Genomic DNA, 26,738 nt, shown 5'->3' on the forward strand with positions numbered 1-26,738 from the left:
ACTCAGTTCTGGCGAGCAGAAGCTGCCATAGCGCCGCGCGTATCCAAAAGCCGCTGATCGCCATTCAACACCAGCGATTTGCTATCGAAAATTTTATGATCGACCAGGAAAACCAAAATGTCCGCAGTGGTTGCGGTGGAAAAGTCGACGAATTCGGCGCCCGCCTCGATCAACGCCACAGGCGCTGCGTCGATGTGCGGCTCAACAGCCAGGACTTGCCCCGGATAACGCGCAGCAATATCCACCGTAATGGCAAGCGCCGGGCTTTCTCTGAGATCGTCAATATTGGCCTTGAACGCCAACCCAAAGCACGCGATTTTCAGCTCGTTTCGCTGTTTTGCGCCGCGCTGAACCAACTCGTCGACGAGCACATCGACCTTGCCACACACCCACCGAGGTTTACTGTCGTTAACCTCCCGGGCAGTACGAATCAGACGCGACTCTTCTGGCGCCTGACTGACAATAAACCAGGGATCGACCGCGATGCAGTGCCCGCCGACACCCGGCCCTGGCTGCAATATATCAACCCGAGGGTGACGATTTGCCAGACGAATCAGCTCCCACACGTTCACACCGACCTTGTCACAGATGATGGACAGCTCGTTGGCAAAGGCGATATTGACATCGCGAAAGCTGTTCTCCGTCAGCTTGCACATTTCGGCAGTACGAGAATCAGTAATGACACACTCAGCATCCACAAACATTTTGTAGAGGCTGGCCGCCAATGCGGAGCAGCGCGGTGTCATCCCGCCAATTACCCTATCGTTATGTACCAGCTCACGAATCACATGCCCCGGCAAGACGCGCTCCGGGCAATGGGCAATACGAATATCCGACGCCTCTCCCGCATCCTGGGGGAACGACAAATCCGGACGAGCGCTGGCAAGCCAGGCGGCCATCTGCTCGGTCGCCCCCACTGGCGATGTGGACTCCAGAACGACCAGGTCACCAGGCTTCAGAACCGGTGCGATACTTTTGCTAGCAGACTCGACGAATGACAAATCCGGCTCATGTTCAGCATTAAATGGTGTCGGCACAGCAATTAAAAACGCATCGGCTGGCTCAGCCACTGACGTCGCGCGTAAAAAGCCCTCCGTCACAGCCGCATGTACAAGCATGTCGAGATCTGGCTCGACTATATGAACTTCGCCACGATTGATTATTTCCACCGTGCGAGGATTAACATCAACGCCTATTACTTGTATTTTCCGCGAAGCGAATACAGCCGCAGTGGGGAGACCGATGTAGCCCAACCCAATGACGGCAATGGTGCCAAAAGTCATTTACAGCCTCTTAATCACGGAGCTTAGGGTTGCAACAATCCGAGAGCACGCCTTTCCATCCCCGTAAGGATTGTAAGCATGGCTCATGGCACTATATGCGTTGTTATCGGTAAGCAAGGTAAGCAACCCATCAGTGATGGTACGTGTATTCGTACCCACCAACTTGACGGTACCGGCATCGACTGCCTCAGGCCGCTCCGTGGTATCACGCATGACTAGAACAGGCTTGCCCAACGAGGGCGCCTCCTCCTGAATACCACCGGAGTCCGTCAGGATCAGATAGGCCTGATTCATCAGATAGACAAAGGGCAGGTAGTCGAGAGGCTCGATCAGGTGCACATTATCAATACCCGCCAACAAACGGTTTACTGGCTCACGCACGTTCGGGTTCAAGTGAACGGGGTAAACAATCTCTACCTCAGGAAAACACCGTGCGGTGTCCACAAGGGCTTGGCAGATACGCTCGAAGCCACCACCGAAGCTCTCCCGGCGATGCCCGGTAACCAACACAAGCTTGCGCTCCGGTCGCAGGAACTCAAAACGGGAAGCGATCTGCGCCCTGAGCGCAGCATCACTGTCCAGCTTGGTAACCGCCTGCAGCAGCGCATCAATCACGGTGTTGCCCGTCACGACAATGCTCTCTGGATTGACACCTTCTCGCAGCAGGTTTTCTCGCGAAGTTTCAGTCGGCGCAAAGTGCAATGAGGCAAGTGCCCCTGTGACCTTGCGGTTACCCTCCTCCGGCCAGGGAGAATAGAGGTTGCCCGTACGCAGGCCCGCCTCGACATGGGCGACCGGGATTTGCTGGTAATACGCAGCGACGCTGGCGGCAAAGGTAGTGGCCGTATCGCCGTGCACCAGCACAACGTCGGGCTTGAAGTCGTGCAGAACTTCGCGCATGCCCAGCAGAATCGAACTGGTCACGTCGGTAAGGTCCTGCCCCGGCTTCATGATGTCGAGATCGAAGTCGGGTGTCAGTTCAAACAACTCCAGCACTTGATCAAGCATCTGTCGATGCTGGCCGGTCACGCAGACTTTTGCCTCGAAACGCGGGTCCGCTCGCAGCGCGAGCGCCAGAGGCGCCATCTTGATGGCCTCAGGGCGCGTACCGAAGACACAAAGCGCTTTTATCGTCATTTAAACCACACAATCCAAGACCATTTTTAAAAAGGTTTGCACCACCAGACCATTCGCAATTGGCAATCAGAAACATCCAACGTCGCGACACCTGCTTGCAGCGCACGCACAACGGTACGCCAGCGCCCTCCTGGCCGCTAGTTCCCCATGCACGCTCGTGCCTCAGACGCCCAATGGCGACCGACAACTCTGGCCTATTAGCCGACAAAGGATATCATGACACTCATCGCACGGCATGACCTTCAAGTCATTGAGGGTACTCCTGCGGATACACATGTCGTTATCGGCACTCAAGGCACGCGGCCATGGTTTCATTTCGAGCCGAGCAGACGAGCGTGCGCGCAACTTCCCGGCGCCTGGGAGACAGGCCCTTCATCGAAGTTGGCTTTCTTTACCGTCAGTGAAATCGTCGCGCATCAGCCCGCCGCGCCTCGATCTGCGCGCCACAGGCATGTCTCAGCAACCGAGCGGATGTTTCACGCAACCCGGGCGAGTTGCGCATCATCATGACAGCACTAATGCCGCCAGGAGCCACCCTCACACTGCTGCGGTACCCCAGGCACAGCATCCCCCTCCCGCTGCGCGCTCCATCAATGCCGTGCGCCAAGCCTGCTTGACCCCAAGCTCACCATGCACCAGACGCAGCTGCCGAGGCCAGTGATTGAGGTGAATGTGAGTAAGTAGCAGCGCCTGGATGCCGCCTATCGGGAAGTCGATATTCAAACCCGGCGAGCGGCGGGCATCTTCACCCTGGAACAGGCCACAGTCGATCAATACGCTGTGATCGGCACTGACGTGCAACGGGCACCATGAATGGCGCCGTGATGGGTAACAGCAGGATATGCCATGCGAGCCCGTTTTCTGGAGTGTTTAATGGAGCGCCATTACTCCATAAAACACGGGCGCTGCCGCGTGGCATCTTCAGTCAGTTGCCGTGGGAAGGCTCTACTTTGGATGACAGATGGATATCTGTGGCCGGCGTTACTGGCTGATACGCCGCGCGCGACGCTTGGCACGCATCCCGATGTAGACGCCCATCAGCGGGCCAACCAGCAAACCACCCACCAGCGCAACCAGCACCACAACCGATAGCGGCAAGGCCGGCAAAGCCCAACCAAACAGCACCAGGGCTACCGATTGCTGATTCTCCAGCACAAACAGCAGCACAACGGCGGCGATGGACAGGACCACCAGCGCCAACAGCACACGCTTCAGATTACGCATGGCGCGCTCCTTGCTCAGCGGCGATCATGCGCCCTCTTCCTCTTCATTGACCCGATCACGCAATTCCTTGCCGGGCTTGAAGTGCGGGACGAACTTGCCGTCCAGGCTTACCGACTGGCCGGTCTTCGGGTTGCGGCCCAGCCGCGGCGCTCTGTAGTGCAGCGAGAAGCTGCCAAAGCCGCGGATCTCGATACGATCTCCGGTCGCCAGGCACTGGGACATCTGTTCAAGCATGGTCTTGATGGCCAACTCCACATCCTTGGATGAAAGCAGCCCTTGATGGGTGACAATTCGTTCGATCAACTCGGACTTCGTCATACTTTTCCCTTCTTTATCAAGCAGCTAGATCATTGCTTCCTTTGTTTGTAGCACGCCCCGAAGGATTTGAACAGGGCGCTTCTTGACTTAATCAAAAATTCAAAATTGCGCTGAAAAGGGAACTGTCGGGATCGATGGCCTACGGCACTGGTAGGACAAGGGGAGGCGCCAAATCGCAGGCACAAAAAAGGGCGACCGAAGTCGCCCTTTTTAATGATCAAGCAGAACTCAGTTCTGTTTGGCCATTGCTTCGCGCAGCAGTGCAGCCATGGTGGTGTCGGCGGCAGCTTCCGGAGCAGCTTTCAGGCTCTGGATTGCTTCTTTCTCTTCAGCGTCGTCTTTCGACTTGATGGAGAGGTTGATTACGCGGCTCTTGCGGTCAACGCTGATGATCTTGGCTTCAACTTCTTCGCCTTCCTTCAGAACGTTACGCGCGTCTTCAACGCGGTCACGGCTGATTTCGGAAGCTTTCAGAGTGGCTTCGATGTCGTCGGCCAGGGTGATGATAGCGCCCTTGGCGTCAACTTCTTTAACGATACCTTTGACGATAGCGCCTTTGTCGTTGACAGCAACGTAGTTGGAGAACGGATCGTCTTCCAGTTGCTTGATGCCCAGGGAGATGCGCTCACGCTCTGGATCAACCGACAGGATCACGGTGTCCAGCTCGTCGCCCTTCTTGAAGCGACGTACGGCTTCTTCGCCGACTTCGTTCCAGGAGATGTCCGACAGGTGAACCAGACCGTCGATGCCGCCGTCCAGACCAATGAAGATACCGAAATCGGTGATCGACTTGATGGTGCCGGAGATCTTGTCGCCCTTGTTGAACTGGCCAGAGAAGTCTTCCCATGGGTTCGACTTGCACTGCTTGATGCCCAGGGAGATACGACGACGCTCTTCGTCGATGTCCAGAACCATGACTTCCACTTCGTCGCCGACTTGTACGACTTTCGAAGGGTGGATGTTCTTGTTGGTCCAGTCCATTTCGGAAACGTGTACCAGGCCTTCCACGCCTTCTTCCAGCTCTGCGAAGCAGCCGTAGTCGGTCAGGTTGGTCACACGCGCCATGACGCGGGTGCTTTCTGGGTAACGTGCCTTGATAGCAACCCATGGGTCTTCGCCCAGTTGCTTCAGGCCCAGCGAAACGCGGTTACGCTCACGATCGTACTTCAGTACCTTGACGTCGATCTCGTCGCCAACGTTGACGATCTCCGACGGGTGCTTGATACGCTTCCAGGCCATGTCGGTGATGTGCAGCAGGCCATCAACGCCGCCCAGATCAACGAATGCGCCGTAGTCGGTGAGGTTCTTGACGATACCTTTGACTTGCTGGCCTTCCTGCAGCGATTCCAGCAGAGCTTCGCGCTCGGCGCTGTTTTCGGCTTCCAGGACGCTGCGACGGGAAACGACAACGTTGTTGCGCTTCTGGTCCAGCTTGATGACCTTGAATTCCAGCTCTTTGCCTTCGAGGTGGGTGGTGTCGCGCACTGGGCGGACATCAACCAGGGAGCCCGGCAGGAACGCACGGATACCGTTAACGTCGACAGTGAAGCCGCCTTTAACTTTACCGTTGATAACGCCCTTGACCACTTCTTCAGCGGCGAAAGCTGCTTCCAGAACAATCCAGCACTCGGCGCGCTTGGCTTTTTCACGGGACAGCTTGGTTTCGCCAAAGCCGTCTTCGACCGCGTCCAGCGCAACGTGAACTTCGTCACCGACCTTGATGGTCAGCTCGCCAGCTTCGTTGTAGAACTGCTCGAGCGGGATGACGCCCTCGGACTTCAGACCGGCGTGGACAGTAACCCAGTCACCGTCGATATCGACAACGATACCGGTGATGATCGCACCTGGCTGAAGGTTGAGGGTTTTCAGGCTTTCTTCAAAGAGTTCTGCAAAGCTTTCGCTCATTTTAATTCCTGTAGATTAGGGCGAGACATACGCCCATCAGCCACATTCCAGACAATGTGGGTTTCGTTCATTAAAGGGTAAGCCTGCAGGACGTTGACTGGTGCCCCTGCATGCTGCCCTGGTATCAGGCGATATCGCGAAGTGCGATTTCGCTCCTGATGCGTTCCAACACCTGCTCGATGGACAATTCCGTGGAATCCAGTTGGATGGCATCGGCCGCCGGCTTGAGCGGGGCCACTGCGCGCTGGGTGTCGCGCTCATCGCGCGCACGTATCTCATCTAGCAGACTCGACAGACTAACATCATCGCCCTTGCCCTTCAACTGCAAGTATCGACGACGCGCCCGCTCCTCGGCACTGGCCGTGAGGAAAATCTTCAACGGTGCATCGGGGAATACCACCGTGCCCATGTCCCGCCCATCGGCGATCAGGCCCGGGGCTTCCTGGAAGGCGCGCTGACGCTGCAGCAGCGCGTCACGCACCGCAGGCAGCGAAGCAACCATGGACGCCCCGGCACCAACCGTCTCGGTGCGAATCACGCTGCTCACGTCATCGCCTTCCAGAATGGTCTGCTGCAGCTTGCCCGGCTCGGCGGCGATGAACTGGACATCCAGGTGCGCCGCCAGCTTCACCAGCAGCTCTTCATTGGTCAGATCGACGCCATGGTTGTTGGCGGCAAATGCCACCAACCGGTACAGCGCACCCGAGTCCAGCAGGCGCCAACCCAGCTCACGGGCCAGCAGCCCGGCAACCGTGCCCTTGCCCGAACCGCTCGGCCCGTCAATGGTGATGACCGGTGCATTCAGGTTCACGACTTGCCCTCTTCAGCCACGCGAATGCCGACTTCGGCGCACAGTGCCAGGAAGTTCGGGAACGAGGTCGCGACGTTGGCGCAGTCATGGATGCGGATCGGCGCAGTGGCACGCAGCGAGGCAACACTGAACGCCATCGCGATGCGGTGATCGCCATGCCCGTGCACTTCGCCGCCGCCGATGCTGCCACCGTCGATGATGATGCCATCCGGGGTCGGCTCGCACTTCACGCCCAGTGCCAGCAGGCCGTCGGCCATGACCTGGATGCGGTCCGACTCCTTGACCCGCAGCTCTTCGGCGCCGCGCAGCACGGTGCGCCCTTCGGCGCAGGCGGCGGCCACGAACAATACCGGGAACTCGTCGATGGCCAACGGCACCAGGTGCTCCGGAATCTCGATACCCTTGAGCCTGGCGCCACGCACGCGCAGGTCGGCCACCGGCTCGCCACCCACTTCACGCTGGTTTTCCAGGGTGATGTCGCCGCCCATCAGGCGCAGGATGTCGATTACGCCCGTGCGCGTCGGGTTGATGCCGACGTGCTCGAGCACCAGCTCCGAACCCTCGGCAATCGAAGCGGCCACCAGGAAGAACGCGGCCGAAGAGATGTCGGCTGGCACTTCGATAGCGGTGGCGCTCAGCTTGCCGCCGGCCTCCAGCGAAGCGGTGGGGCCGTCGACGCTGACGCTGTAGCCGAAACCACGCAGCATGCGCTCGGTGTGGTCACGGGTCGGCGCAGGCTCGGTGACGGTGGTCTTGCCTTCGGCATACAGGCCGGCCAGCAGCAGGCAGGATTTGACCTGGGCACTGGCCATCGGCAGCGTGTAGTTCAGCGCCTTGAGGGTGTGGCCGCCACGAATGGTCATCGGCGGGCGCCCTTCGGCGGCGGTCTCGATCACCGCGCCCATTTCACGCAGCGGGTTGGCCACGCGGTTCATCGGGCGCTTGGACAGCGACGCATCACCGGTCAGCACGGTGTCGAACGGTTGCGCGGCCAGCAGGCCGGACAGCAAGCGCATCGAGGTGCCGGAGTTGCCCAGGTAGATCGGGCCCGGTGGCGGCTTGAGGCCATTGAGGCCAACGCCATGAATGGTCACGCGACCATGGTGCGGGCCTTCGATGACCACACCCATGTCGCGGAAGGCCTGCAGGGTCGCCAGGGCGTCTTCACCCTCCAGGAAACCTTCCACTTCGGTGGTGCCTTCGGCCAGGGAGCCGAGCATGATCGAGCGATGGGAAATCGATTTGTCGCCTGGTACGCGAATACGGCCGGACAGGCGGCCACCAGGTTGTGCCAGGAAAATCAGGTCGTTGGAGTTCATAGCGTCCACATAGGCCCGGCGGGCCAGGATTTTACTGAAATGCTCGCGGGCAACCCGGGCGCGGGTGAAAACACCCAGCAGTTGGTGCCCATCCCCTGCGTCGACCGCGTCGCGCAAGGCGTCGAGGTCGCTGCGAAATGTATCCAGTGTGCGCAATACCGCCTCGCGGTTGGCGAGGAAGATATCGTGCCACATGACCGGGTCGCTTCCGGCGATTCTCGTGAAATCGCGGAACCCACCGGCAGCGTAACGGAAGATATCGAGGTTTTCATTGCGCTTGGCCAACGAATCGACAAGACCGAAGGCCAGCAAGTGCGGCAGATGGCTGGTCGCGGCCAACACTTCATCGTGACGCTCGACCTGCATGTGCTCGACATCGGCGTCCAGCGCGCGCCACAGGCGGTCGACCAGGGCCAGTGCGGCCGGGTCGGTTTGCGCCAACGGCGTGAGAATAACCTTGTGACGACGGAACAGCGCAGCATTCGAGGCTTCCACCCCGCTCTGCTCGGAGCCTGCAATCGGATGACCGGGCACGAAACGCGGCAATTGCGCCCCCAGCGCCTCACGCGCCGCGCGTACCACGTTGCCCTTGGCACTGCCGACATCGGTCAGCACGGCCGCACCCAGGTCAAGCAGGGCCAGGCGGGCCAGGAGTTTTTCCATGGCCAGGATCGGCACCGCCAGCTGGATCACGTCGGCGCCGACGCAGGCCACGGCCAGGTCGGCCTCGCAGCGGTCGACCACACCCAGCTCGACCGCCAGCTTGCGCGACTGCGGATCCAGGTCGACACCGACCACTTCGCGGCACAGGCCACTTTCACGCAACCCCTTGGCGAACGAACCGCCAATCAGCCCGAGCCCGACCACGACCAGCCGACCCACAACAGGCCCGCCTTGCTTTACGACTTCAACCACGGCGCAGGACCCTGTTCAGAACATCACGCATCGACATACCTCAGAGCACAGCCTTGGGGTAGGAACCGAGCACCTTGAGTGCCACCGCCTCCTGGCTGATCTGCTCCAGCACCGCCTTGATCAGCGGGTCGCGGTGATGACCGACGAAATCGATGAAGAACACGTAGGTCCACTTGCCACTGCGCGACGGACGAGTCTCGATGCGCGTCAGGTCGATACCGTTCTGATGGAACGGCACCAGCAGCTCGTGCAACGCACCCGGCTTGTTGCTCATCGAGACGATGATCGAGGTCTTGTCGTCGCCGGTCGGCGGCACTTCCTGGCTGCCGATCATCAGAAAGCGCGTGGCGTTGTCCGGACGGTCCTCGATCTTCTCGGCCAGACGCGTCAGGCCATACAGCCCGGCCGCCATGTCACCGGCGATCGCCGCCGAGTTCCACTCACCCTTGACGCGCTTGGCCGCCTCGGCGTTGCTCGACACCGCCACGCGCTCGACATTCGGGTAGTACGCATCCAGCCACTTGCGGCACTGGGCCAGCGACTGGGCGTGGGAGTAGATGCGGCTGATGCTGTCGGTCTTGGTGTTCTCGCCCACCAGCAGGTGGTGGTGAATACGCAGCTCGACCTCGCCGCAGATCACCATGTCGTGCTCGAGGAAACTGTCGAGGGTGTGGTTGACCGCACCCTCGGTGGAGTTCTCCACCGGCACCACACCGAAGTTGACCGCACCGGCCGCCACTTCGCGGAACACTTCGTCGATGGCCGCCATCGGCTTGCTGATCACGGCATGCCCGAAATGCTTCATCGCGGCCGCCTGGGTGAAGGTCCCCTCAGGCCCCAGGTAGGCGACCTTCAGCGGTTGCTCCAGGGCCAGGCACGAGGACATGATCTCGCGGAACAGCCGGGCCATCTCTTCGTTGCCGAGCGGGCCCTTGTTGCGCTCCATCACGCGCTTGAGCACCTGCGCCTCGCGCTCGGGACGGTAGAATACCGGCACCTCGCCTTCGGCCAGGGTCGCGGTCTTGACCCGCGCCACTTCCTGGGCACAGCGCGCCCGGTCGCTGATCAGCTCGAGGATCTTCTCGTCGAGGCTGTCGATGCGCACGCGCAGGGCCTTGAGTTCCTGTTCGGACATCAGGCGTGTTCCTTCTCGAATTCGGCCATGTAGGCCACCAGCGCCTCCACGGCGTCCAGGCCCAGCGCGTTGTAGATCGATGCGCGCATGCCGCCCACCGAGCGATGGCCCTTGAGGTTGAGCAGGCCACGGGCGTCGGCGCCGGCCAGGAAGGCCTTGTCCAGGCGCTCGTCGGCCAGGCGGAACGGCACGTTCATCCACGAACGGGCATTGGTGCTGATCGGGTTGGTGTAGAAGTCGCTCTTGTCGATGAAGCCGTACAGGCGATCCTTCTTGGCGCGGTTGCGCTGCTCCATGGCCGCGACGCCACCCTGCTCCTTGAGCCACTCGAAGACCAGCCCCGAGAGGTACCAGGAATAGGTCGCCGGGGTGTTGTACATCGAGCCGTTGTCGGCCGCGACCTTGTAGTCGAGCATGGTCGGGCAGTTGCTGCGCGCGCGACCCAGCAGGTCCTCACGCACGATGACCACGACCAGGCCGCTAGGGCCGATGTTCTTCTGCGCGCCGGCGTAGATCAGGCCGAACTGCGACACATCGACAGGGCGCGAGAGGATATCGGAGGACATGTCCACCACCAGCGGCACGTCACCGGTCTGCGGCACCCAGTCGAACTCCAGACCGCCGATGGTCTCGTTCGAGGCGTAATGCAGGTAAGCGGCGTCCTTGGTCAGGTTCCACTCGTTCTGGCCGGGGATGGCCAGGTAATCGTAAGGCTTGGCACTGGCAGCCACATTGATGTTGCCGTAGCGGCGCGCTTCCTCGATGGCCTTTTTCGACCAGATGCCGGTCTCGATGTAGTCGGCCGTGCCACCTTCGGGCAGCAGGTTCAACGGGATCTCGGCAAATTGCTGACTGGCGCCGCCCTGCAGGAACAGCACCTTGTAATTGGAGGGGATGGACAACAGGTCGCGCAGGTCCTGCTCGGCTTTTTCGGCAATGGACACGTAGTCGTCGCTACGGTGGCTCATTTCCATGACCGACAGGCCTTTGCCGCGCCAGTTCAGCATTTCTGCCTGGGCACGTTGCAGCACAGCTTCAGGAAGCGCAGCAGGGCCTGCGCAGAAGTTAAAGGCTCGTTTGCTCACATCCACTCTCGCTCTGCTCTTGATGTCTGTGGGAGCAGACACCGCAGTGGCGGGCCCGCCCGCCCCACAGCCGCTCCCATAGGTTGCACTTCTACAATTTATTCCTGCGGCGTCTCTTCGTCAGCGGCGGCGTCCAGTTGCGGCGCGTCGACAGCGTTGCCATCGGCATCGATGTCGGCCACGAAGTCCTCGTCGCCTTCCTCGTCGGACGGCTCCTGGACCCGCTCCAACCCCACCAGCGTCTCGTCGTTGGCCAGCTTGATCAACGTCACGCCCTGGGTGTTGCGACCCAGGCTGGACACTTCACCCACACGGGTACGCACCAGGGTGCCCTGGTCGGAAATCAGCATGATTTCCTCACCATCCTGCACCTGTACCGCGCCGACCAGACGGCCGTTGCGATCGTTGCTGACCATGGCGATGACGCCCTGCCCGCCACGCTTGTACTCCGGGAACTCGCCAATCGCGGTGCGCTTGCCGAAGCCACGCTCGGAAGCGGTGAGGATCTGGCTGCCTTCTTCCGGGATGATCATCGAAATCAGCTTCTGGCCATCGGCCAGACGCATGCCGCGCACGCCGCGCGCAGTACGGCCCATGGCACGTACGTCGGATTCCTTGAAGCGGGTGACCTTGCCGGCGTCGGAGAACAGCATGACTTCACGCTCGCCATCGGTGATGGAGGCGGAAATCAGGATGTCGCCTTCGTCCAGCTCCAGCGCGATCAGGCCAACGCTGCGCTGACGGCTGAACTGCTCCAGCGGGGTCTTCTTGACGGTGCCGTTGGCAGTGGCCATGAAGATGAAGTGGCCTTCGGTGTATTCCTCGACCGGCAGCATGGTGGTGATGACCTCACCCTCACCCAGCGGCAGCAGGTTCACCAGCGGACGGCCACGGGCCGCACGCGAGGCTTCAGGGATTTCATAGGTCTTGAGCCAGTACACCTTGCCCTTGCTGGAGAACAGCAGCAGCGTGGTATGGCTGTTGGCGACCAGCAGGTGCGAGATGTAGTCCTCGTCCTTGACGCCGGTTGCCGACTTGCCCTTGCCGCCACGGCGCTGTGCCTGGTAGGCCGCCAGCGGTTGGGTCTTGGCGTAGCCGCTGTGGGAAATGGTCACCACGCGCTCTTCTTCCGGGATCATGTCACCCAGGGTCAGGTCCAGACGCGCATCGAGGATCTCGGTGCGGCGCACATCGCCGTACTCGGCGCGGATCAGCTCCAGCTCTTCGCGGATCACTTCCATCAGGCGTTCGGCGTTGTTCAGGATGCGGATCAGCTCGCCGATCTGCTTCAGAATCTCCTGGTACTCGGCCAGCAGCTTCTCGTGCTCCAGGCCGGTCAGACGGTGCAGGCGCAGGTCCAGAATGGCCTGGGCCTGCTCTGGCGAGAGGTAGTACTTGCCGTCACGCAGGCCGTACTGCTCGTCGAGGGTCTCCGGGCGGCAGGAGTCGGCACCTGCGCGCTCGACCATCACCTGCACGGCACTGGATTCCCACGGCGTGCCGATCAGCGCTTCCTTGGCCTCCGACGGCGTAGGCGAAGCCTTGATCAGCGCGATGACCGGGTCGATGTTGGACAGCGCAACCGCCTGACCTTCAAGGATGTGGCCGCGTTCACGGGCCTTGCGCAGCTCGAACACGGTACGGCGGGTGACCACTTCACGGCGGTGACGCACGAACGCTTCGAGCAGGTCCTTGAGGTTCAACACCCGCGGACGGCCGTCGATCAGCGCCACGATGTTGATACCGAACACCGCTTGCAGCTGGGTCTGGGCGTAGAGGTTGTTGAGGATCACCTCAGGCACTTCGCCACGACGCAGTTCGATGACGATGCGCATGCCGTCCTTGTCGGACTCGTCGCGCAGCTCGGTGATGCCTTCGAGCTTCTTCTCTTTTACCAGCTCGGCGATCTTCTCGATCAGACGCGCCTTGTTCAGCTGGTACGGCAGCTCGGTGACCACGATCTGCTGACGGCCGCCGACCTTGTCGATGTCCTCGACCATGGAGCGGGCACGCATGTAGATCTTGCCACGACCGGTACGGTAGGCCTCGATGATGCCCTGGCGACCGTTGATGATCGCGGCGGTCGGGAAGTCCGGCCCCGGGATGAACTGCATCAGTTCATCGACCGTGATGTCGGCGTTGTCGATCAGTGCCAGGCAGCCGTCGATGACTTCACCGAGGTTGTGCGGCGGAATGTTGGTCGCCATGCCCACGGCGATACCGCTGGAACCGTTGACCAGCAGGTTGGGGATCTTGGTCGGCATGACCGCCGGGATCAGCTCGGTGCCGTCGTAGTTGGGCACCCAGTCGACGGTTTCCTTGTGCAGGTCGGCCAGCAGTTCGTGCGCCAGCTTGGTCATGCGCACTTCGGTGTATCGCATGGCCGCGGCGTTGTCGCCGTCCACCGAGCCGAAGTTGCCCTGGCCGTCGACCAGCAGGTAGCGCAGCGAGAACGGCTGGGCCATGCGAACGATGGTGTCGTAGACCGCAGTATCACCGTGGGGGTGGTACTTACCGATCACGTCACCGACCACACGGGCGGATTTCTTGTACGGTTTGTTCCAGTCGTTACCCAGTTCACTCATCGCAAACAGAACGCGGCGATGCACGGGCTTCAAGCCATCACGCGCATCGGGCAGTGCACGCCCGACAATGACGCTCATCGCGTAGTCGAGGTAGGACTGTCTCAGTTCGTCTTCGATATTGACCGGTAGGATTTCTTTGGCCAGTTCGCCCATGAGAAGCCTGATTCCTTTTTCGGGTGAAACCTCGTCACATCCATATGGGACGAACGAAGCTCGCCGCTGCAAGCAAATGACTTGCAGCGACTTACGACAAATCAACGAGTTATGCCATGGATCTGCGCAGTAAAGATCGCCCACAGGGGCGGTCTCGGAAACCGCCGGATATTACCACAGTCGCGGTAGGCTTGGGAGTATGGCAAACCGCTGCCTGACCTGAGGAAGGGCGCGCTACGGTGCTCAATGCAACCGCTTGCGACACATCAGTTGCGCCATCTTGGCCGTGTCCGGCCGTTCAACGACGCCCTTCTCGGTCACGATCACATCGATGAGATCAGCCGGCGTCACGTCGAACACCGGGTTGACTGCATCCACCCCCGCCTCACGCACCGCCAGCAATTCGGTCACGTCGCGCTCTTCCAGCAGCACATCCTCACCGGTGTCCAGGTTCAGGTCGATGCTGGAGCTCGGCGCCACCACCATGAAGCGCACCCCGTGGTGCATCGCATTGACCGCCAGTTGGTAGGTGCCGATCGTGCTCACCACGTCGCCATTGGCGGTGATGCGGTCTGCCCCCACGATCACCCAGGTGATGCCCTTGGTCTTCATCAGGTGCGCGGCGGCCGAATCGGCATTGACCGTCACCGGGATGCCCTCGCCTGCCAGCTCCCAGGCCGTCAGGCGCGAGCCCTGCAGCCAGGGCCGGGTTTCGTCGACATACACCCGCTCCACCATACCCTCGAGGCACGCCGCACGAATCACCCCCAGGGCGGTACCAAAACCACCGGTGGCCAGCGCCCCGGCGTTGCCGTGGGTAAGGATGGCCTGCTCGCTGCCCTGGTGCTTGCGGATCAGCTCGACGCCCAGCTGGGCCATGGTCAGGTTGGCCTCGCGGTCGCTGTCATGGATGGCCACGGCCTCGGCCTGCATGATCGCCAGCACGTCATCACCGGCCTTGAGGCGCAACAGACGTTCGCGCATGCGGTTCAGCGCCCAGAACAGGTTGACGGCAGTGGGCCGGGCATTGACCAGCAGCTCGAAATCCTCTTCCAGGGCCATTTCCCAGTCGTCGCCTTCAGCCAGCCGCTGGCGCACCGCCAATGCCAGGCCGTAAGCCGCACTGATGCCGATGGCCGGCGCGCCGCGCACCACCATCGAACGAATGGCCTCGGCCACGCCCGCTGCATCGGTGTACACCCGCCAGGTCTGCGCGGACGGCAACGCACGCTGGTCCAGCAGGTACAAGGCACCGTCCCGCCAATCGATGGCCGTCACCTTCTCCACAGCCAGCAGTCGATCGCGCATGCCTCACCCCGTCATTCGGACATCAAAAGCGGGCGATTATAACGAGCCCCAGCCGCGGACGCTCGGGTATACTTCGCCCCCACCTGCCGTCCTACCGGGAATCGCCTCCATGCCCAAGCCTGTCCCACCTCTCGACCTGCTGCTCCTGCCCACGTGGCTGGTGCCCGTCGAACCGGCCGGGGTGGTGTTCAAGGCGCATGGCATCGGTATCCGCGACGGCCAGATCGCCTTCATCGGCCCGCGCGAAGACGCCCTCAGGCTGCACGCCGCAGAAGTGCGCGAACTGCCCGGCTGCCTGGTAAGCCCGGGGCTTATCAATGCCCACGGCCACGCGGCCATGACGCTGTTCCGTGGCCTGGCCGACGACCTCCCGCTGATGACCTGGCTGCAGGAGCACATCTGGCCCGCCGAAGGGCGCTGGGTCGACGAAGCCTTCGTGCGCGACGGCACCCACCTTGCGATCGCCGAGCAGCTCAAAGGCGGCATCACGTGCTTTTCGGACATGTACTTTTTCCCGAAAATCGCCAGCGAATGCGTGCACGAAAGCGGTATTCGCGCGCAAATCGCCGTCCCCCTGCTGGATTTCCCGATCCCCGGCGCACGCAGTTTCGACGAAGCACTGCACCTGGGCGTCGAGCTGTTCGGTGACCTGCGCCATCACCCACGCATCAGCGTGGCGCTGGGCCCGCACGCGCCGTACACGGTCAACGATGAAAACCTCGAGAAAGTGCGGGTCATTGCCGAAGAACTCGACGCGCCGGTGCACATGCATGTGCACGAAACTGCCTTCGAGGTGCAGCAGTCGCTTGAACAGTACGGCGAGCGCCCGCTGGCCCGGCTGGCACGCCTGGGGCTGCTGGGGCCGCGCCTGCAGGCCGTGCACATGACCCAGATCAGCGACGACGACCTCGCGCTGCTGGTAGAAAGCAACACCAGCGTGGTGCACTGCCCCGAATCCAACCTCAAGCTGGCCAGCGGTTTCTGCCCGGTGGAACGCCTGTGGCAGGCTGGCGTCAACGTGGCCGTGGGCACCGATGGCGCTGCCAGCAACAACGACCTCGACCTGCTGGGCGAAACCCGCACCGCCGCGCTGCTGGCCAAGGCCGTGGCCGGCTCGGCCAGCGCCCTGGATGCCCACCGCGCCCTGCGCATGGCCACCCTCAACGGTGCACGCACGCTGGGCCTGGAGGCAGTGACTGGCTCGCTGGAGCTGGGCAAGGCCGCGGACCTGGTGGCCTTCGACCTCTCGGGGCTGGCCCAGCAACCGATCTACGACCCGGTATCGCAGCTGATCTACGCCAGCGGCCGGGACTGCGTCAAACATGTCTGGGTGGCCGGCAAGCCGTTACTGGAAGATCGCCGCCTGACCCGCCTGGACGAACAGGCCCTGCATGCCAGCGCCTGCGACTGGGGCCGGCGCATCGGCGCCGGCCAGCACGAATAATCGGCCGGCAGCCCCGGCTGCCGGCCTGCAACGAATTATCAAAAGTTTCAGAGGACCGTTCCATGAGCAACGTCGACCACGCCGAAATCGCCAAATTCGAAGCCCTGGCCCACCGCTGGTGGGACCGCGAAAGCGAGTTCAAGCCGCTGCACGACATCAACCCGCTGCGCGTCAACTGGATCGACGAGCGGGTCAAGCTGGCCGGCAAGAAGGTGCTCGACGTCGGTTGCGGCGGCGGCATCCTCAGTGAGGCCATGGCCCAGCGCGGCGCCACCGTCACCGGCATCGACATGGGCGAGGCACCGCTGGCCGTGGCGCGCCTGCACCAGTTGGAGTCGGGGGTGGAAGTCGAGTACCGGCAGATCACCGCCGAAGCGCTGGCCGAAGAGATGCCCGAGCAGTTCGATGTGGTCACGTGCCTGGAGATGCTCGAACACGTGCCAGACCCCTCATCGGTGATCCGTGCCTGCTACCGCATGGTCAAGCCCGGCGGCCAGGTGTTCTTCTCCACCATCAACCGCAACCCCAAGGCCTACCTGTTCGCCATCATCGGCGCGGAATACATCATGAAGCTGCTGCCTCGCGGCACCCATGACTTCAAGAAATTCATCCGCCCGTCCGAACTCGGCGCCTGGAGCCGCGAGGCCGGCCTGAGCGTCAAGGACATCATCGGCCTGACCTACAACCCGCTGACCAAGCACTACAAACTGGCCAGCGACGTGGACGTCAACTACATGATCCAGACCCTGCGCGAGGAATGAGCATGCGTTTGCGAGCAGTACTTTTCGACATGGACGGCACCCTGCTCGACACGGCGCCGGATTTCATCGCCATCTGCCAGGCCATGCTGGCCGAGCGCGGCCTGCCGGCGATCGACGACGAGCGGATTCGCGAAGTGATCTCGGGCGGTGCACGCGCCATGGTTGCCGCCGCCTTTGCGATGAGCCCCGACGCCCCCGACTTCGAGGCGTTGCGCCTGGAGTTCCTGGAGCGCTACCAGACCGACTGCGCGGTACACAGCAAGCTGTTCGACGGCATGGCCGAGCTGCTGGCCGACCTCGAAAAAGGCAACCTGCTGTGGGGCGTGGTCACCAACAAGCCGGTGCGTTTCGCCGAGCCGATCATGCAGCAGCTGGGCCTGGCCGAACGTTCCGCCCTGCTGATCTGCCCTGATCACGTGAAGAACAGCAAGCCCGACCCCGAGCCGCTGATCCTGGCCTGCAAGACCCTGAACCTGGACCCGGCCAGCGTGCTGTTCGTGGGTGACGACCTGCGCGACATCGAGTCGGGCCGCGACGCCGGCACGCGCACCGCGGCGGTGCGCTACGGCTATATTCACCCTGAGGACAACCCCAACAACTGGGGTGCGGACGTGGTGGTCGATCATCCGCTGGACTTGCGCAAGGTGCTCGACAGCGCCTTGTGTGGCTGCTGATCGCGATAACACCGCAAAAGCTTCGCTGGCAAGCCAGCTCCCACAGGCCCCCACTGCTCTCAAGTTCAGGGCGTTTCCTGTGGGAGCTGGCTTGCCAGCGAATGAAGTCACCACCACTCTTGAGGTAACCTCAATGTTCGATTACACCGCCCGCCCCGACCTGCTCAAGGGCCGGGTCATCCTGGTCACCGGGGCCGGTCGCGGCATCGGCGCAGCTGCCGCCCGGGCCTACGCCGCGCATGGCGCCACCGTGTTGCTGCTGGGCAAGACCGAAGCCAACCTCACCGCTGTCTACGACGACATCGAAGCCGCCGGCCATCCAACCCCGGTGGTCGTGCCCTTCAACCTGGAAACCGCCCTGCCCCATCAATACGATGAGCTGGCCGTGATGGTGGAAAACGAATTCGGCCGCCTCGACGGCCTGCTGCACAACGCCTCGATCATCGGCCCGCGCACGCCACTGGAACAGCTGTCGGGCGAGAACTTCATGCGCGTGATGCACATCAACGTGAATGCCATGTTCATGCTCACCAGCACCCTGCTGCCGCTGCTCAAGCTGTCGCAGGATGCCTCGGTGGTGTTCACCTCCAGCAGCGTCGGACGCAAGGGCCGGGCCTACTGGGGCGCCTATGGCGTGTCCAAGTTCGCCACCGAGGGCCTGATGCAGACCCTCGCCGACGAACTGGAAAATGTGGCGCCGGTGCGCGCCAACAGCATCAACCCGGGCGCCACCCGCACCAGCATGCGCGCCCAGGCCTACCCGGCGGAAACCCCGGAAAACAACCCGCTGCCTGCCGAGATCATGCCGGTCTACCTGTACCTGATGGGCCCGGACAGCAAGGATATAAACGGCCAGGCGCTCAACGCCCAGTAAGCCTCAGATGCCGACCAGGGCCGCACGCACCCGCGTGCCCTGGCGCGGCTCGCCCTGCTCGGCCTTCTCCATCTGCAGGCAGCGCTCCAGAAACAGGAACTTGTAGTCGTAGCTCTTGCAGATGGCCCGGCGCAACTCGGCCTGCAATGCTACCGATGGGCTGTTGCCGGCCAGGGTGCAAATGATCTCCAGCGCCTCCCAGGGGTGCGCATCGTCATACTGGGCGTGCATCTTCAGCCACTTCATCGCGCGCTTGCGACCTTCCTCGGGGAAGCCCTCGGCGTAGGTGCCGGTGGAACACACCAGTGCCGCCCACTCCCCCGTCGCGCCCTCGATCGCATAGTTGGTCGCTGCCATCGCCACGATCAGCGAATCGGCCACACAGGTGTGCCAGCACCAATCGCTCAGTGCCTGCAGCTCGGCCGGCACCTCCTGCGCCTGCAGGTCCTCCAGGCTCACGCCATGGGCCAGGGCCCAGTGCACCCAGTAGTCGGCATGGTTGAGCTCGACGCGGATATTGCGCATCAGCCAGCGGCGCGCCATGTCTTCGCCCGGGTGGCGGGCAAAGCGGGTCTTGGTCAGATTCTGCGCCATGTACACCGAGAACTGCTCGACCACCGGCCAGCCACCAATCAGGTACTGGCGCATCGTGCGGGTACTCAACTGGCCGTCACGCATGCGCTGGTAGAGCTCGTGCCCCACGACTCGGCGCTTGCTCTCGCTGCAGTCCTGAATCAGCTTCTGCGCCCACAGCGGATAGCTCTGGGCGTCCATCAATGGACCCATTCGAATAAACGCATCAATCACTGTCAGTCCCTCGTTCCTTGTGAGTTCCAGTGTTCAGCTCAGCGAAACGTCCCTGGCGCCTTGAACAGCAAAGGGCGGGAGGCGATACGCCGGCGTTGCAGGCTGTCGCAGGTAAAGACCTGTGGCCGCTCGATCAGGTAACCCTGCGCATAATCGACACCAATCTCCTGCAGTGCCTGTTCGATCAACGGCGTTTCGACAAACTCGGCAATAGTGCGTTTGCCCATCACATGACCGATATGATTGATTACCTCCACCATAGCCCGGTTGATCGGATCATCAAGCATGTCCTTGACGAAACTTCCGTCGATCTTCAGGAAGTCTACGGGCAAATGCTTCAAATACGCGAATGACGACATACCGGCACAGAAGTCATCCAGCGAAAACCGGCAGCCCAGGCCCTTCAATTCATTGATGAATCGAATCGCACTGCCCAGGTTGGCGATGGCACTGGTTTCGGTGATTTCAAAACAGATCATTTCCGGTGGAATGCCATACTCGACGAATTGTCGGCGCAGGTACTCGAGAAACTTGTCATCGCCAATGCTGCTGCCCGACAGGTTGATCGCGCACATGGCCAACGGCCCCTGTCGCCCCTCGTCCAGCGCCTGGCGGATCACCTGGAACACGTTATTGACTACCCAGCGATCCAGCGCCGTCATCAACCCGTAACGCTCGGCGGCCGGAATGAAACTGTCCGGCAGGATCACACGACCACTTTCATCGTGCAGGCGCAGCAGTATCTCCAGATGCCCACCGGCGCTGTCAGTGCCCCCCAATGCCGCGATCTCCTGGGCATACAGGCAGAAACGGTTCTCCTCCAGGGCAATATGCAGGCGCTGGATCCAGGCCATCTCGCCAAAGCGCATCGACAGCTCGGTATCGTCGGCGTGGTACACCTGCACCCGGTTGCGGCCTTTTTCCTTGGCCATGTAGCACGCCATGTCCGCTGCGCGCAGCGAGGCCTCCAGGGTGTTGGGCGCCTGCTGCAGATGCACCAGGCCCACACTGACGGTGGTCATGAACGGTCGCCCCTTCCACACGAAATGCAGGCTCTGCACCGTCTGACGCAGGCTTTCGGCGATTCGCTCGGCCTGCTCGTCCGGGCAGTTGGCCAACAGAATGCCGAATTCGTCGCCCCCCAGCCGCGCCAGCGTGTCACCTTCGCGCAGCTCGGCCTGCAATACGGCACAGATATGACGCAGCAGCTCGTCACCCGCCGCATGGCCACAGGTGTCGTTGACCAGCTTGAACTGGTCCAGGTCCAGAAACAGAAGAGAATGTCGTCCCGATTGCCGGGCCAGGTCAGCCAGCACCTGCTCCAGCCGATACTCGAACTCACGACGGTTGGCCAGGCCGGTCAGTGCATCATGGGTCGCCTGCCATGACAGGTTGGCGATGTACTGGCGCTCCTGGGTCATGTCGTGCAGCACCAGCACCACGCCACTGACGCGCCCTTCACTGATGATCGGCGCGCCTACCAGGGCGACCGACACCGTGCTGCCGTCCAGGCGCTGGATCAGCTTGGCGTGCTCGCTGCCGCCCTTGAGTGCGCCGTTGAGGATATGCTCGGTGAGGGTCAGGCTGTCTTTTTCGGCGTTCTCATCGAGCAGGCTGAACAGGGCCGCCAGCGGCAACCCCTGCGCCTGAGTGGCGCTCCAGTGGGTCAGTTGCTCGGCGGCGGGGTTCATATAGGCAATGCAGCCTTCCACGTCGGTGGTGATCACCCCGTCGCCAATCGATTGCAGGGTGATCTGCGCGCGCTCCTTCTCCACCTGCAAGGCACTGGCAAACGCCTGACGCTGCGCCAGCAACTTGTGCGAACGCAGGCACGCCAGCGCAATCAGGAACAGCGCAGTGGCCAGGTTGATCACCAGCAGCAGGCGCAACAGCATGCGCGACCCCTCGCCCAACGCATCGCTGAACGCCATGGCGGCAGGGGTCACGCCATCGTTGATCGCGGCAATCCGGTCTTTCCATGCCGCGATCACCTGGGGGCTGACATTGCCCGCCGTCACGCCCTGATGAATCTGGTTGGCCAGCGCATCGAGCTGCTGGAGATAGTCATCCCCTACCGACCAGCGGTCGATGGCCCGCTCCAGGTAGCTGACGTGACGAAAATTGAGGTACAACCAGATGATGCTGTCGATGTCATCCGGGTGGTTGCCACCCTTGAGGATGCCGTCGCGTGCAGACGGCAGATCGGGGGGCTGGCTGTCCAGTGCAACGCGCAGTTCGTGCCCCCCCTGGGGCACGGCAATGGCCTGGCGGTATTTCTGGTAGATCGCCTCGTCGCGGCTGTCGACGTACAGGTTCAGAAAGTAGATTGCATCCTTCTGCCCCTTGGACCACAGGCTCTCTCCCGCCACGTAGCCGCGCACCGCCGAGAGGGCATACAGGCTGATGCTGCCCAGCAATGCCTGGAACAGCACAACCGCCACGAAAGGCCAGATGATGCCCAACAACCTGGGCGCTTCGAGAGTCCGTTTTCGCTTCATGAGGTCCCTTGCAGCAATGCACAGCCCGATGAGTCTCATCCCGCACAGCAACAGCCTAGGCTATTTGCCATCAAGCCAACAGGCGAATGTGCACCTGTACAACAGTTGTACAGTAGAAGGCCCTCAGCTCTGTTGCAAATGCCCGTAGAGCTTGGCGTACAAACCACCCTCGGCGATCAGTTGCTGGTGCTCGCCATCTTCGGCCACATGCCCGCCATCGAACACCAGCACCCGGTCGGCTTGCTTCACCGCCGAGAGGCGGTGGGCGATGATCAGCGTGGTGCGCGCACTGAGAAACCGGCTCAAGGCCTGATGCAGGTTGTACTCGGTGGCCGCGTCCAACGCCGAGGTGGCCTCATCGAGGATGACCACCTTGGGCTCGGCCAATACCATCCGCGCAATCGCCAGGCGCTGACGCTGGCCGCCGGAAAGGCGCACACCCGAACGCCCCACCATGCTGTCCAGGCCCTGGGGCAAGGCCGCGATGGTGGCGTCAAGCTGGGCGATGCGCAGCGCCTGCCAGCAGGCTTCGTCGCTGCTGTCACGGCCCATGGTGAGGTTGGCGCGCACGGTGTCGTTGAACAGCGACGGGTGCTGCAGCACCACCGCCACGTGTTCACGCAGGGTTTCCAGGCCGATCTCCTGCAGGCTCGAGCCGCCGAAGCGGATACTTCCGGCCTGGGCGCTGTACAAGCCCAGCAGCAACTGCACCAGGGTACTCTTGCCACCGCCACTGGCGCCGACGATCGCTACCTTCTCGCCAGGCGCAATGCTCAGGTTCAACTGGTCGAGCACCGGTTCTTCGCCATACGCGAAGCGCAGGCCGCGCACCTCGATGCCGACCGTCGCCTGCCCCTTGAACGGGTCGACCCCGCCCGGGTAGTGCGGCTCGTCGCTGCGCGCCAGCAGTTCGTTGAGCCGGCTCAGGGCGCCGCCGGCGGCGTAATAGGCATACTGCAGGTTGAGCAACTGCTCGACCGGGCCGATCATGAACCACAGGTAGCTGAACACCGCGAGCATCTGGCCGATGCTCAGGTCCGAAAACAGCACGGTGAGCATGGCCGCAGCGCGGAAGATATCGATACCGAACTGGAACAGCAGGCCGCTGGCCCGCCCGCTGGCATCGCTTTTCCATTGCGAGGCCACGGCATAGTTGCGCACTTCCTGCGCGCGCATGCCCAGCCGGCCAAGGAAATAGCCCTGGCGGTTGCTGGCACGGATCTCCTGGATGGCATCCAGGGTTTCGGTCAGCGCCTGGGTGAAACGCGAAGTGCTGTCGTTTTCGAGCTTCTTGAGGTGCTTGACCCGCTTGCCCAACTGCACCGTGGCGAAGATCACCAACGGGTTGAACAGCAGGATCAGCAGCGCCAGTTGCCAGTGCATCCACAACAGGATGGCCGAGGTGCCGGCCAGGGTCAGCATCGCCACCAGGAAACGGCTGAGGGTCTCCCCGACAAACTTGTCGAGGGTATCCAGGTCGGTGACCAGGTGCGTGGTCACCGTGCCACTGCCCAGGCTTTCGTACTCGCTCAACGAAATACGCTTGAGCCGCTCGATCAGGCGGATACGCAGGCGGTACACGATGTCCTTGGCCAGGCCGGCGAACAATTTGGCCTGCACCACGTTGAACGCCAGCGCCGCGCCGCGCAGGGTCAGGGTAAACACCAGCATCAGGCCGATATAGCCGGCCGCCACCTGCCAGTTGGCTGGCAGGAACTGGTTCATCCACTTCAATGCCGCATCGCCATGCCCCAGCAGCACTTCGTCCACCAGCAAGGGCAACAACAGCGGGATCGGCACGCTGCACAGCGCCGCCAGCACGGCAACGCCATTGGCCACCCACAGGGCTTTCTTGTGGTGCTGCACCAGGCGCCGGATCTCGGCCCAGCTCAAACGATCGACAGGCGCGGGCGCGGGCCCGGGCACCGGGTCGGGTGAGCCCGGCAGGTCAAGCATGGGCGGTGTGCTCCAGCCAGCGGCCCAGCAGCGGTTGCAGCGCCTCCAGCGGCTGGTAGCCGTTGGTCAGCAAGGCCAACTGGCCGTTGCGCTCGGCGAGCAAGGTGGGGAAACCGGCAATGCCCAGGTCCTGCACCCAGGCGAAGTCAGCCGCAGTGGCGGCGCGGGTCTCGCTGCCGCTGAACGCTGCGGCAAACGCCGCGCGGTCAAACCCGGCCTGTTCGGCCAGTTCGACCAGCTTGGGCGCCCGGGTCACGTCCTCGCCGCGCTGGTAGAACGCTTGCTGGATCAGTGCCAGCAGCACCCAGGTGGTGTGCGGATCGAGGCTGCGCGCAGCGACCAGCGCGCGGCAGGCCGGCTCGGTGTCGTAAACGAACCCCTCAGGCATCGCACCGTCGAGCTGGAACGGCTGGCCGGTGGCCTGGTTGACTGCCTGCCAGTGTTCGAGAATATAGCGCCGGGTCGAAGCATCCAGGGCGCTGCTGCCCGAGCGCAAGCCGCCCGGCACCAGTTGGGTTTCGACCCCGGCGTCACGCGCCTGCCCGATCAGGGCCGCTGCCACGGGTGCAAAACCCCAGCACCACGAGCACATCGGGTCCATTACATAGAGCAGGCGAGCGGCCATCCATCACACCTCGGCTTTGCGGTAGTTGTGGCCGATCGGGTGTGGCAGGTTGCGGGCCTTGGCCAGCTCGATCTGCTTCTGCCGATCGATGGCACTGCGCCGGGTCTTCTCGCTCAGGCTGTCCCAGCAGTGCGGGCAACTGATACCGGGCGAATAGTGCTCGCTGGCCCGCTCCTCCACGCTGATCGGGGTGCGGCACGCGTGGCACTGGTCGTAGTCGCCTTCGCTGAGGTCGTGACGCACGGTCACGCGGTTGTCGAAGACAAAGCAGTCGCCCTGCCAGCGCGACTCCTGTTGAGGCACCTCTTCGAGGTACTTCAGGATGCCGCCCTTAAGATGATAGACGGCTTCGAAACCCTCGCCGAGCATATAGCTGGAGGCCTTCTCGCAGCGAATGCCGCCGGTGCAGAACATCGCCACTTTCTTGTGCCTGGCCGGGTCGAAGTTGGCCTTGATGTACTCGGGGAACTCGCGAAAGGTGGTGGTCTTGGGGTCGATCGCGCCCTCGAAGGTACCGATTGCCACTTCGTAATCGTTGCGGGTGTCGATCAGCAGCACTTCAGGGTCGCTGATCAGTGCGTTCCAGTCCTGCGGCTCGACGTAGGTGCCCACCTTATGGTTCGGGTCCACGCCTGGCACGCCCAGGGTCACGATCTCTTTCTTGAGCTTGACCTTGGTGCGATAGAACGGCTGTTCGTCGCAGTACGACTCTTTGTGGTCGACGTCGACCAGGCGTGCATCGCTGCGCAGCCAGGCCAGCAGGCCGTCGATGCCTTCACGGGTGGCGGACACGGTGCCGTTGATGCCTTCTTCGGCCAGCAGCAGGGTGCCCTTGACGCCATTGCGTTCCATAGCCTCGAGCAGCGGCTCGCGCAGCTCGACGTAATCTTTCAGGGTGACGAACTTGTACAGCGCCGCCACGACGACAGGTTGGGTCATGCGTTGATTCTCCAGGTGGTCACCCTCGCAAAGGGCGGACCGGGTCGACAATAAAAAACGCGCCGACGGGCGGCGCGTTGCGGATTCTAGCAAAAACCTGAAAGGGATTTCAGTGTTTGCTGCCTCCGGCGCAGGTGGGCGAGGCCGGCGCACTGCCGACCTTCTGCCATTCCTGCGGGGTATAGGTGTGCAGGGCCAGGGCATGGAACTGCCCCATCAGCTCACCCAGGGTGGCGTAGACCTTCTGGTGCCGCTTGACGCTGTTCAAGCCCTCGAACTGTTCGCTGACCAGCACGGCCTTGTAGTGGGTCTGCTGACCGCGGCTGTGCATGTGGCTCTCGTCGAGCACCTCAAGGTGCTGCGGGGCGAGGGCCGCCAGGCGCTGCTCGATTTTCTGCTGCATCGACATGCTGGGCTCCGCTTACGGTTTCTTGGCCGGGGCGGCCTTGCCGGCGGACGGGTCCAGTTCGTTGGTCATGTCAGCCAGCAGCTTGTTGACCACCGGTACCGCGCCTTCCAGCTTTTGCTGGGTCAGCTGAGCCGACTGCTGGGTGACGGCAGGCATTTTTTCCAGGACTTTCTTGCCCAGTGGCGACTGGTAGAAGGCAACCAGATCCTTGAGTTCGCTTTCGCTGAACGTGCTGGTGTACAGCTTGATCATGTCAGGCTTGAGCTTGTTCCAGCCGATGGCCTGGTCCAGCGCGGCGTTGGCCTTGGCCTGGTAGGTGTCGAGCACAGCCTTTTTGCTGGCCGGGGCCTTGGTCTGCTCGAAGCGCTGGGCAAACATCTGCTGCACTTGCATGTAGACCGGGGTACCCAGTTTGTCGGCGTGCGCCATCACCAGGAATTTTTCGGCGCTGGCGTTGTGGCTGGCGGTGTCGGCAAGTGCCTGGCCGCTGGCGCAGACCAGCGCGACAGCCGTGCAGAGGGCGCGAAGACGGGTCATCGAAATTCCTTAATAAAAAAAGAGGGCGTACCCAGA

General features: G+C 62.3%; 23 protein-coding genes. 4 read left to right on the forward strand and 19 right to left on the reverse strand.

The annotated features are described in order from the left end of the window. Positions 1 to 2: 2 nt before the first annotated feature. From wecC to mtnA, 12 genes are all read right to left on the reverse strand, one after another. A complete protein-coding gene (gene wecC, locus KUO17_RS02705; RefSeq protein ID WP_217973494.1) occupies positions 3 to 1,283 on the reverse strand; it encodes a UDP-N-acetyl-D-mannosamine dehydrogenase in 1,281 nt (426 codons plus the stop codon). Next, positions 1,284 to 2,420 carry a non-hydrolyzing UDP-N-acetylglucosamine 2-epimerase gene (wecB, locus tag KUO17_RS02710; RefSeq protein ID WP_217973495.1) on the reverse strand — a complete coding sequence of 379 codons (1,137 nt, stop codon included), beginning with the start codon at positions 2,418 to 2,420 and terminating at the stop codon, positions 1,284 to 1,286. A gap of 537 nt (positions 2,421 to 2,957) precedes the next feature. After that, on the reverse strand, positions 2,958 to 3,221 hold the full coding sequence (locus KUO17_RS02715; RefSeq protein ID WP_217973496.1) for an MBL fold metallo-hydrolase: 264 nt from the start codon (positions 3,219 to 3,221) through the stop codon (positions 2,958 to 2,960). A 180-nt stretch (positions 3,222 to 3,401) separates the two neighbouring features. Further along, the gene (locus KUO17_RS02720) at positions 3,402 to 3,644 is read right to left on the reverse strand and encodes a lipopolysaccharide assembly protein LapA domain-containing protein (protein WP_217973497.1); all 243 of its coding nucleotides are present in this window, start codon (positions 3,642 to 3,644) and stop codon (positions 3,402 to 3,404) included. A gap of 24 nt (positions 3,645 to 3,668) precedes the next feature. Beyond that, a complete protein-coding gene (gene ihfB / locus KUO17_RS02725) occupies positions 3,669 to 3,962 on the reverse strand; it encodes an integration host factor subunit beta (protein ID WP_163946829.1) in 294 nt (97 codons plus the stop codon). A gap of 228 nt (positions 3,963 to 4,190) precedes the next feature. After that, positions 4,191 to 5,867 carry a 30S ribosomal protein S1 gene (gene rpsA, locus KUO17_RS02730; RefSeq protein WP_043862680.1) on the reverse strand — a complete coding sequence of 559 codons (1,677 nt, stop codon included), beginning with the start codon at positions 5,865 to 5,867 and terminating at the stop codon, positions 4,191 to 4,193. Between the two features lie 124 nt (positions 5,868 to 5,991). Further along, positions 5,992 to 6,678 (reverse strand): (d)CMP kinase, encoded by a 687-nt coding sequence (cmk, locus tag KUO17_RS02735; RefSeq protein ID WP_217973498.1) that lies wholly within the window; start codon positions 6,676 to 6,678, stop codon positions 5,992 to 5,994. Beyond that, on the reverse strand, positions 6,675 to 8,912 hold the full coding sequence (locus tag KUO17_RS02740) for a bifunctional prephenate dehydrogenase/3-phosphoshikimate 1-carboxyvinyltransferase (protein WP_217973499.1): 2,238 nt from the start codon (positions 8,910 to 8,912) through the stop codon (positions 6,675 to 6,677). The genes cmk and KUO17_RS02740 overlap by 4 nt, the downstream gene beginning before the upstream one ends. A gap of 40 nt (positions 8,913 to 8,952) precedes the next feature. Continuing rightward, positions 8,953 to 10,047, reverse strand: coding sequence for a prephenate dehydratase (gene pheA, locus KUO17_RS02745; protein ID WP_163946822.1), 1,095 nt, complete (start codon positions 10,045 to 10,047; stop codon positions 8,953 to 8,955). Beyond that, positions 10,047 to 11,132, reverse strand: coding sequence for a 3-phosphoserine/phosphohydroxythreonine transaminase (gene serC, locus KUO17_RS02750; RefSeq protein WP_217973500.1), 1,086 nt, complete (start codon positions 11,130 to 11,132; stop codon positions 10,047 to 10,049). The genes pheA and serC overlap by 1 nt, the downstream gene beginning before the upstream one ends. Before the next feature lie 98 nt (positions 11,133 to 11,230). Further along, a complete protein-coding gene (gene gyrA / locus KUO17_RS02755) occupies positions 11,231 to 13,870 on the reverse strand; it encodes a DNA gyrase subunit A (protein ID WP_217973501.1) in 2,640 nt (879 codons plus the stop codon). Positions 13,871 to 14,113: 243 nt separating this feature from the next. Further along, positions 14,114 to 15,178: an S-methyl-5-thioribose-1-phosphate isomerase gene (gene mtnA / locus KUO17_RS02760; RefSeq protein WP_217973502.1), complete on the reverse strand. Its 1,065-nt coding sequence runs from the start codon at positions 15,176 to 15,178 to the stop codon at positions 14,114 to 14,116. A gap of 109 nt (positions 15,179 to 15,287) precedes the next feature. On the opposite strand from mtnA, the gene KUO17_RS02765 reads away from it, so the two are divergent. From KUO17_RS02765 to KUO17_RS02780, 4 genes are all read left to right on the forward strand, one after another. Continuing rightward, positions 15,288 to 16,622, forward strand: a complete 1,335-nt coding sequence (locus KUO17_RS02765) for a TRZ/ATZ family hydrolase (protein WP_217973503.1) — start codon at positions 15,288 to 15,290, stop codon at positions 16,620 to 16,622. 62 nt (positions 16,623 to 16,684) lie between these two features. Then, on the forward strand, positions 16,685 to 17,383 hold the full coding sequence (gene ubiG / locus KUO17_RS02770; RefSeq protein WP_217973504.1) for a bifunctional 2-polyprenyl-6-hydroxyphenol methylase/3-demethylubiquinol 3-O-methyltransferase UbiG: 699 nt from the start codon (positions 16,685 to 16,687) through the stop codon (positions 17,381 to 17,383). Between the two features lie 2 nt (positions 17,384 to 17,385). Further along, positions 17,386 to 18,057: an N-acetylmuramic acid 6-phosphate phosphatase MupP gene (gene mupP, locus KUO17_RS02775; RefSeq protein ID WP_217973505.1), complete on the forward strand. Its 672-nt coding sequence runs from the start codon at positions 17,386 to 17,388 to the stop codon at positions 18,055 to 18,057. Between the two features lie 133 nt (positions 18,058 to 18,190). Continuing rightward, on the forward strand, positions 18,191 to 18,931 hold the full coding sequence (locus tag KUO17_RS02780) for a YciK family oxidoreductase (protein WP_217973506.1): 741 nt from the start codon (positions 18,191 to 18,193) through the stop codon (positions 18,929 to 18,931). Between the two features lie 3 nt (positions 18,932 to 18,934). Here the strand turns inward: KUO17_RS02780 and KUO17_RS02785 are convergent, their stop codons facing one another. From KUO17_RS02785 to KUO17_RS02815, 7 genes are all read right to left on the reverse strand, one after another. Then, complete coding sequence (locus KUO17_RS02785; RefSeq protein ID WP_255263362.1) at positions 18,935 to 19,717, reverse strand: iron-containing redox enzyme family protein; 783 nt, start codon at positions 19,715 to 19,717, stop codon at positions 18,935 to 18,937. A gap of 59 nt (positions 19,718 to 19,776) precedes the next feature. Further along, positions 19,777 to 22,236, reverse strand: a complete 2,460-nt coding sequence (locus KUO17_RS02790) for an EAL domain-containing protein (protein ID WP_217973508.1) — start codon at positions 22,234 to 22,236, stop codon at positions 19,777 to 19,779. A gap of 123 nt (positions 22,237 to 22,359) precedes the next feature. Beyond that, positions 22,360 to 24,192 carry an ABC transporter ATP-binding protein gene (locus KUO17_RS02795; RefSeq protein ID WP_217973509.1) on the reverse strand — a complete coding sequence of 611 codons (1,833 nt, stop codon included), beginning with the start codon at positions 24,190 to 24,192 and terminating at the stop codon, positions 22,360 to 22,362. Then, complete coding sequence (locus KUO17_RS02800; RefSeq protein ID WP_217973510.1) at positions 24,185 to 24,817, reverse strand: DsbA family protein; 633 nt, start codon at positions 24,815 to 24,817, stop codon at positions 24,185 to 24,187. Before KUO17_RS02800 ends, KUO17_RS02795 begins: the two co-directional genes overlap by 8 nt. Before the next feature lie 3 nt (positions 24,818 to 24,820). Further along, positions 24,821 to 25,756 (reverse strand): oxygen-dependent tRNA uridine(34) hydroxylase TrhO, encoded by a 936-nt coding sequence (gene trhO, locus KUO17_RS02805; RefSeq protein ID WP_217973511.1) that lies wholly within the window; start codon positions 25,754 to 25,756, stop codon positions 24,821 to 24,823. Positions 25,757 to 25,865: 109 nt separating this feature from the next. Further along, positions 25,866 to 26,165 (reverse strand): BolA family protein, encoded by a 300-nt coding sequence (locus KUO17_RS02810; protein WP_217973512.1) that lies wholly within the window; start codon positions 26,163 to 26,165, stop codon positions 25,866 to 25,868. Positions 26,166 to 26,177: 12 nt separating this feature from the next. After that, positions 26,178 to 26,702, reverse strand: a complete 525-nt coding sequence (locus KUO17_RS02815) for a DUF2059 domain-containing protein (RefSeq protein WP_217973513.1) — start codon at positions 26,700 to 26,702, stop codon at positions 26,178 to 26,180. Positions 26,703 to 26,738: the final 36 nt, after the last annotated feature.

The organism is Pseudomonas aegrilactucae, assembly GCF_019168305.1.
Lineage (GTDB): Bacteria > Pseudomonadota > Gammaproteobacteria > Pseudomonadales > Pseudomonadaceae > Aquipseudomonas > Aquipseudomonas aegrilactucae.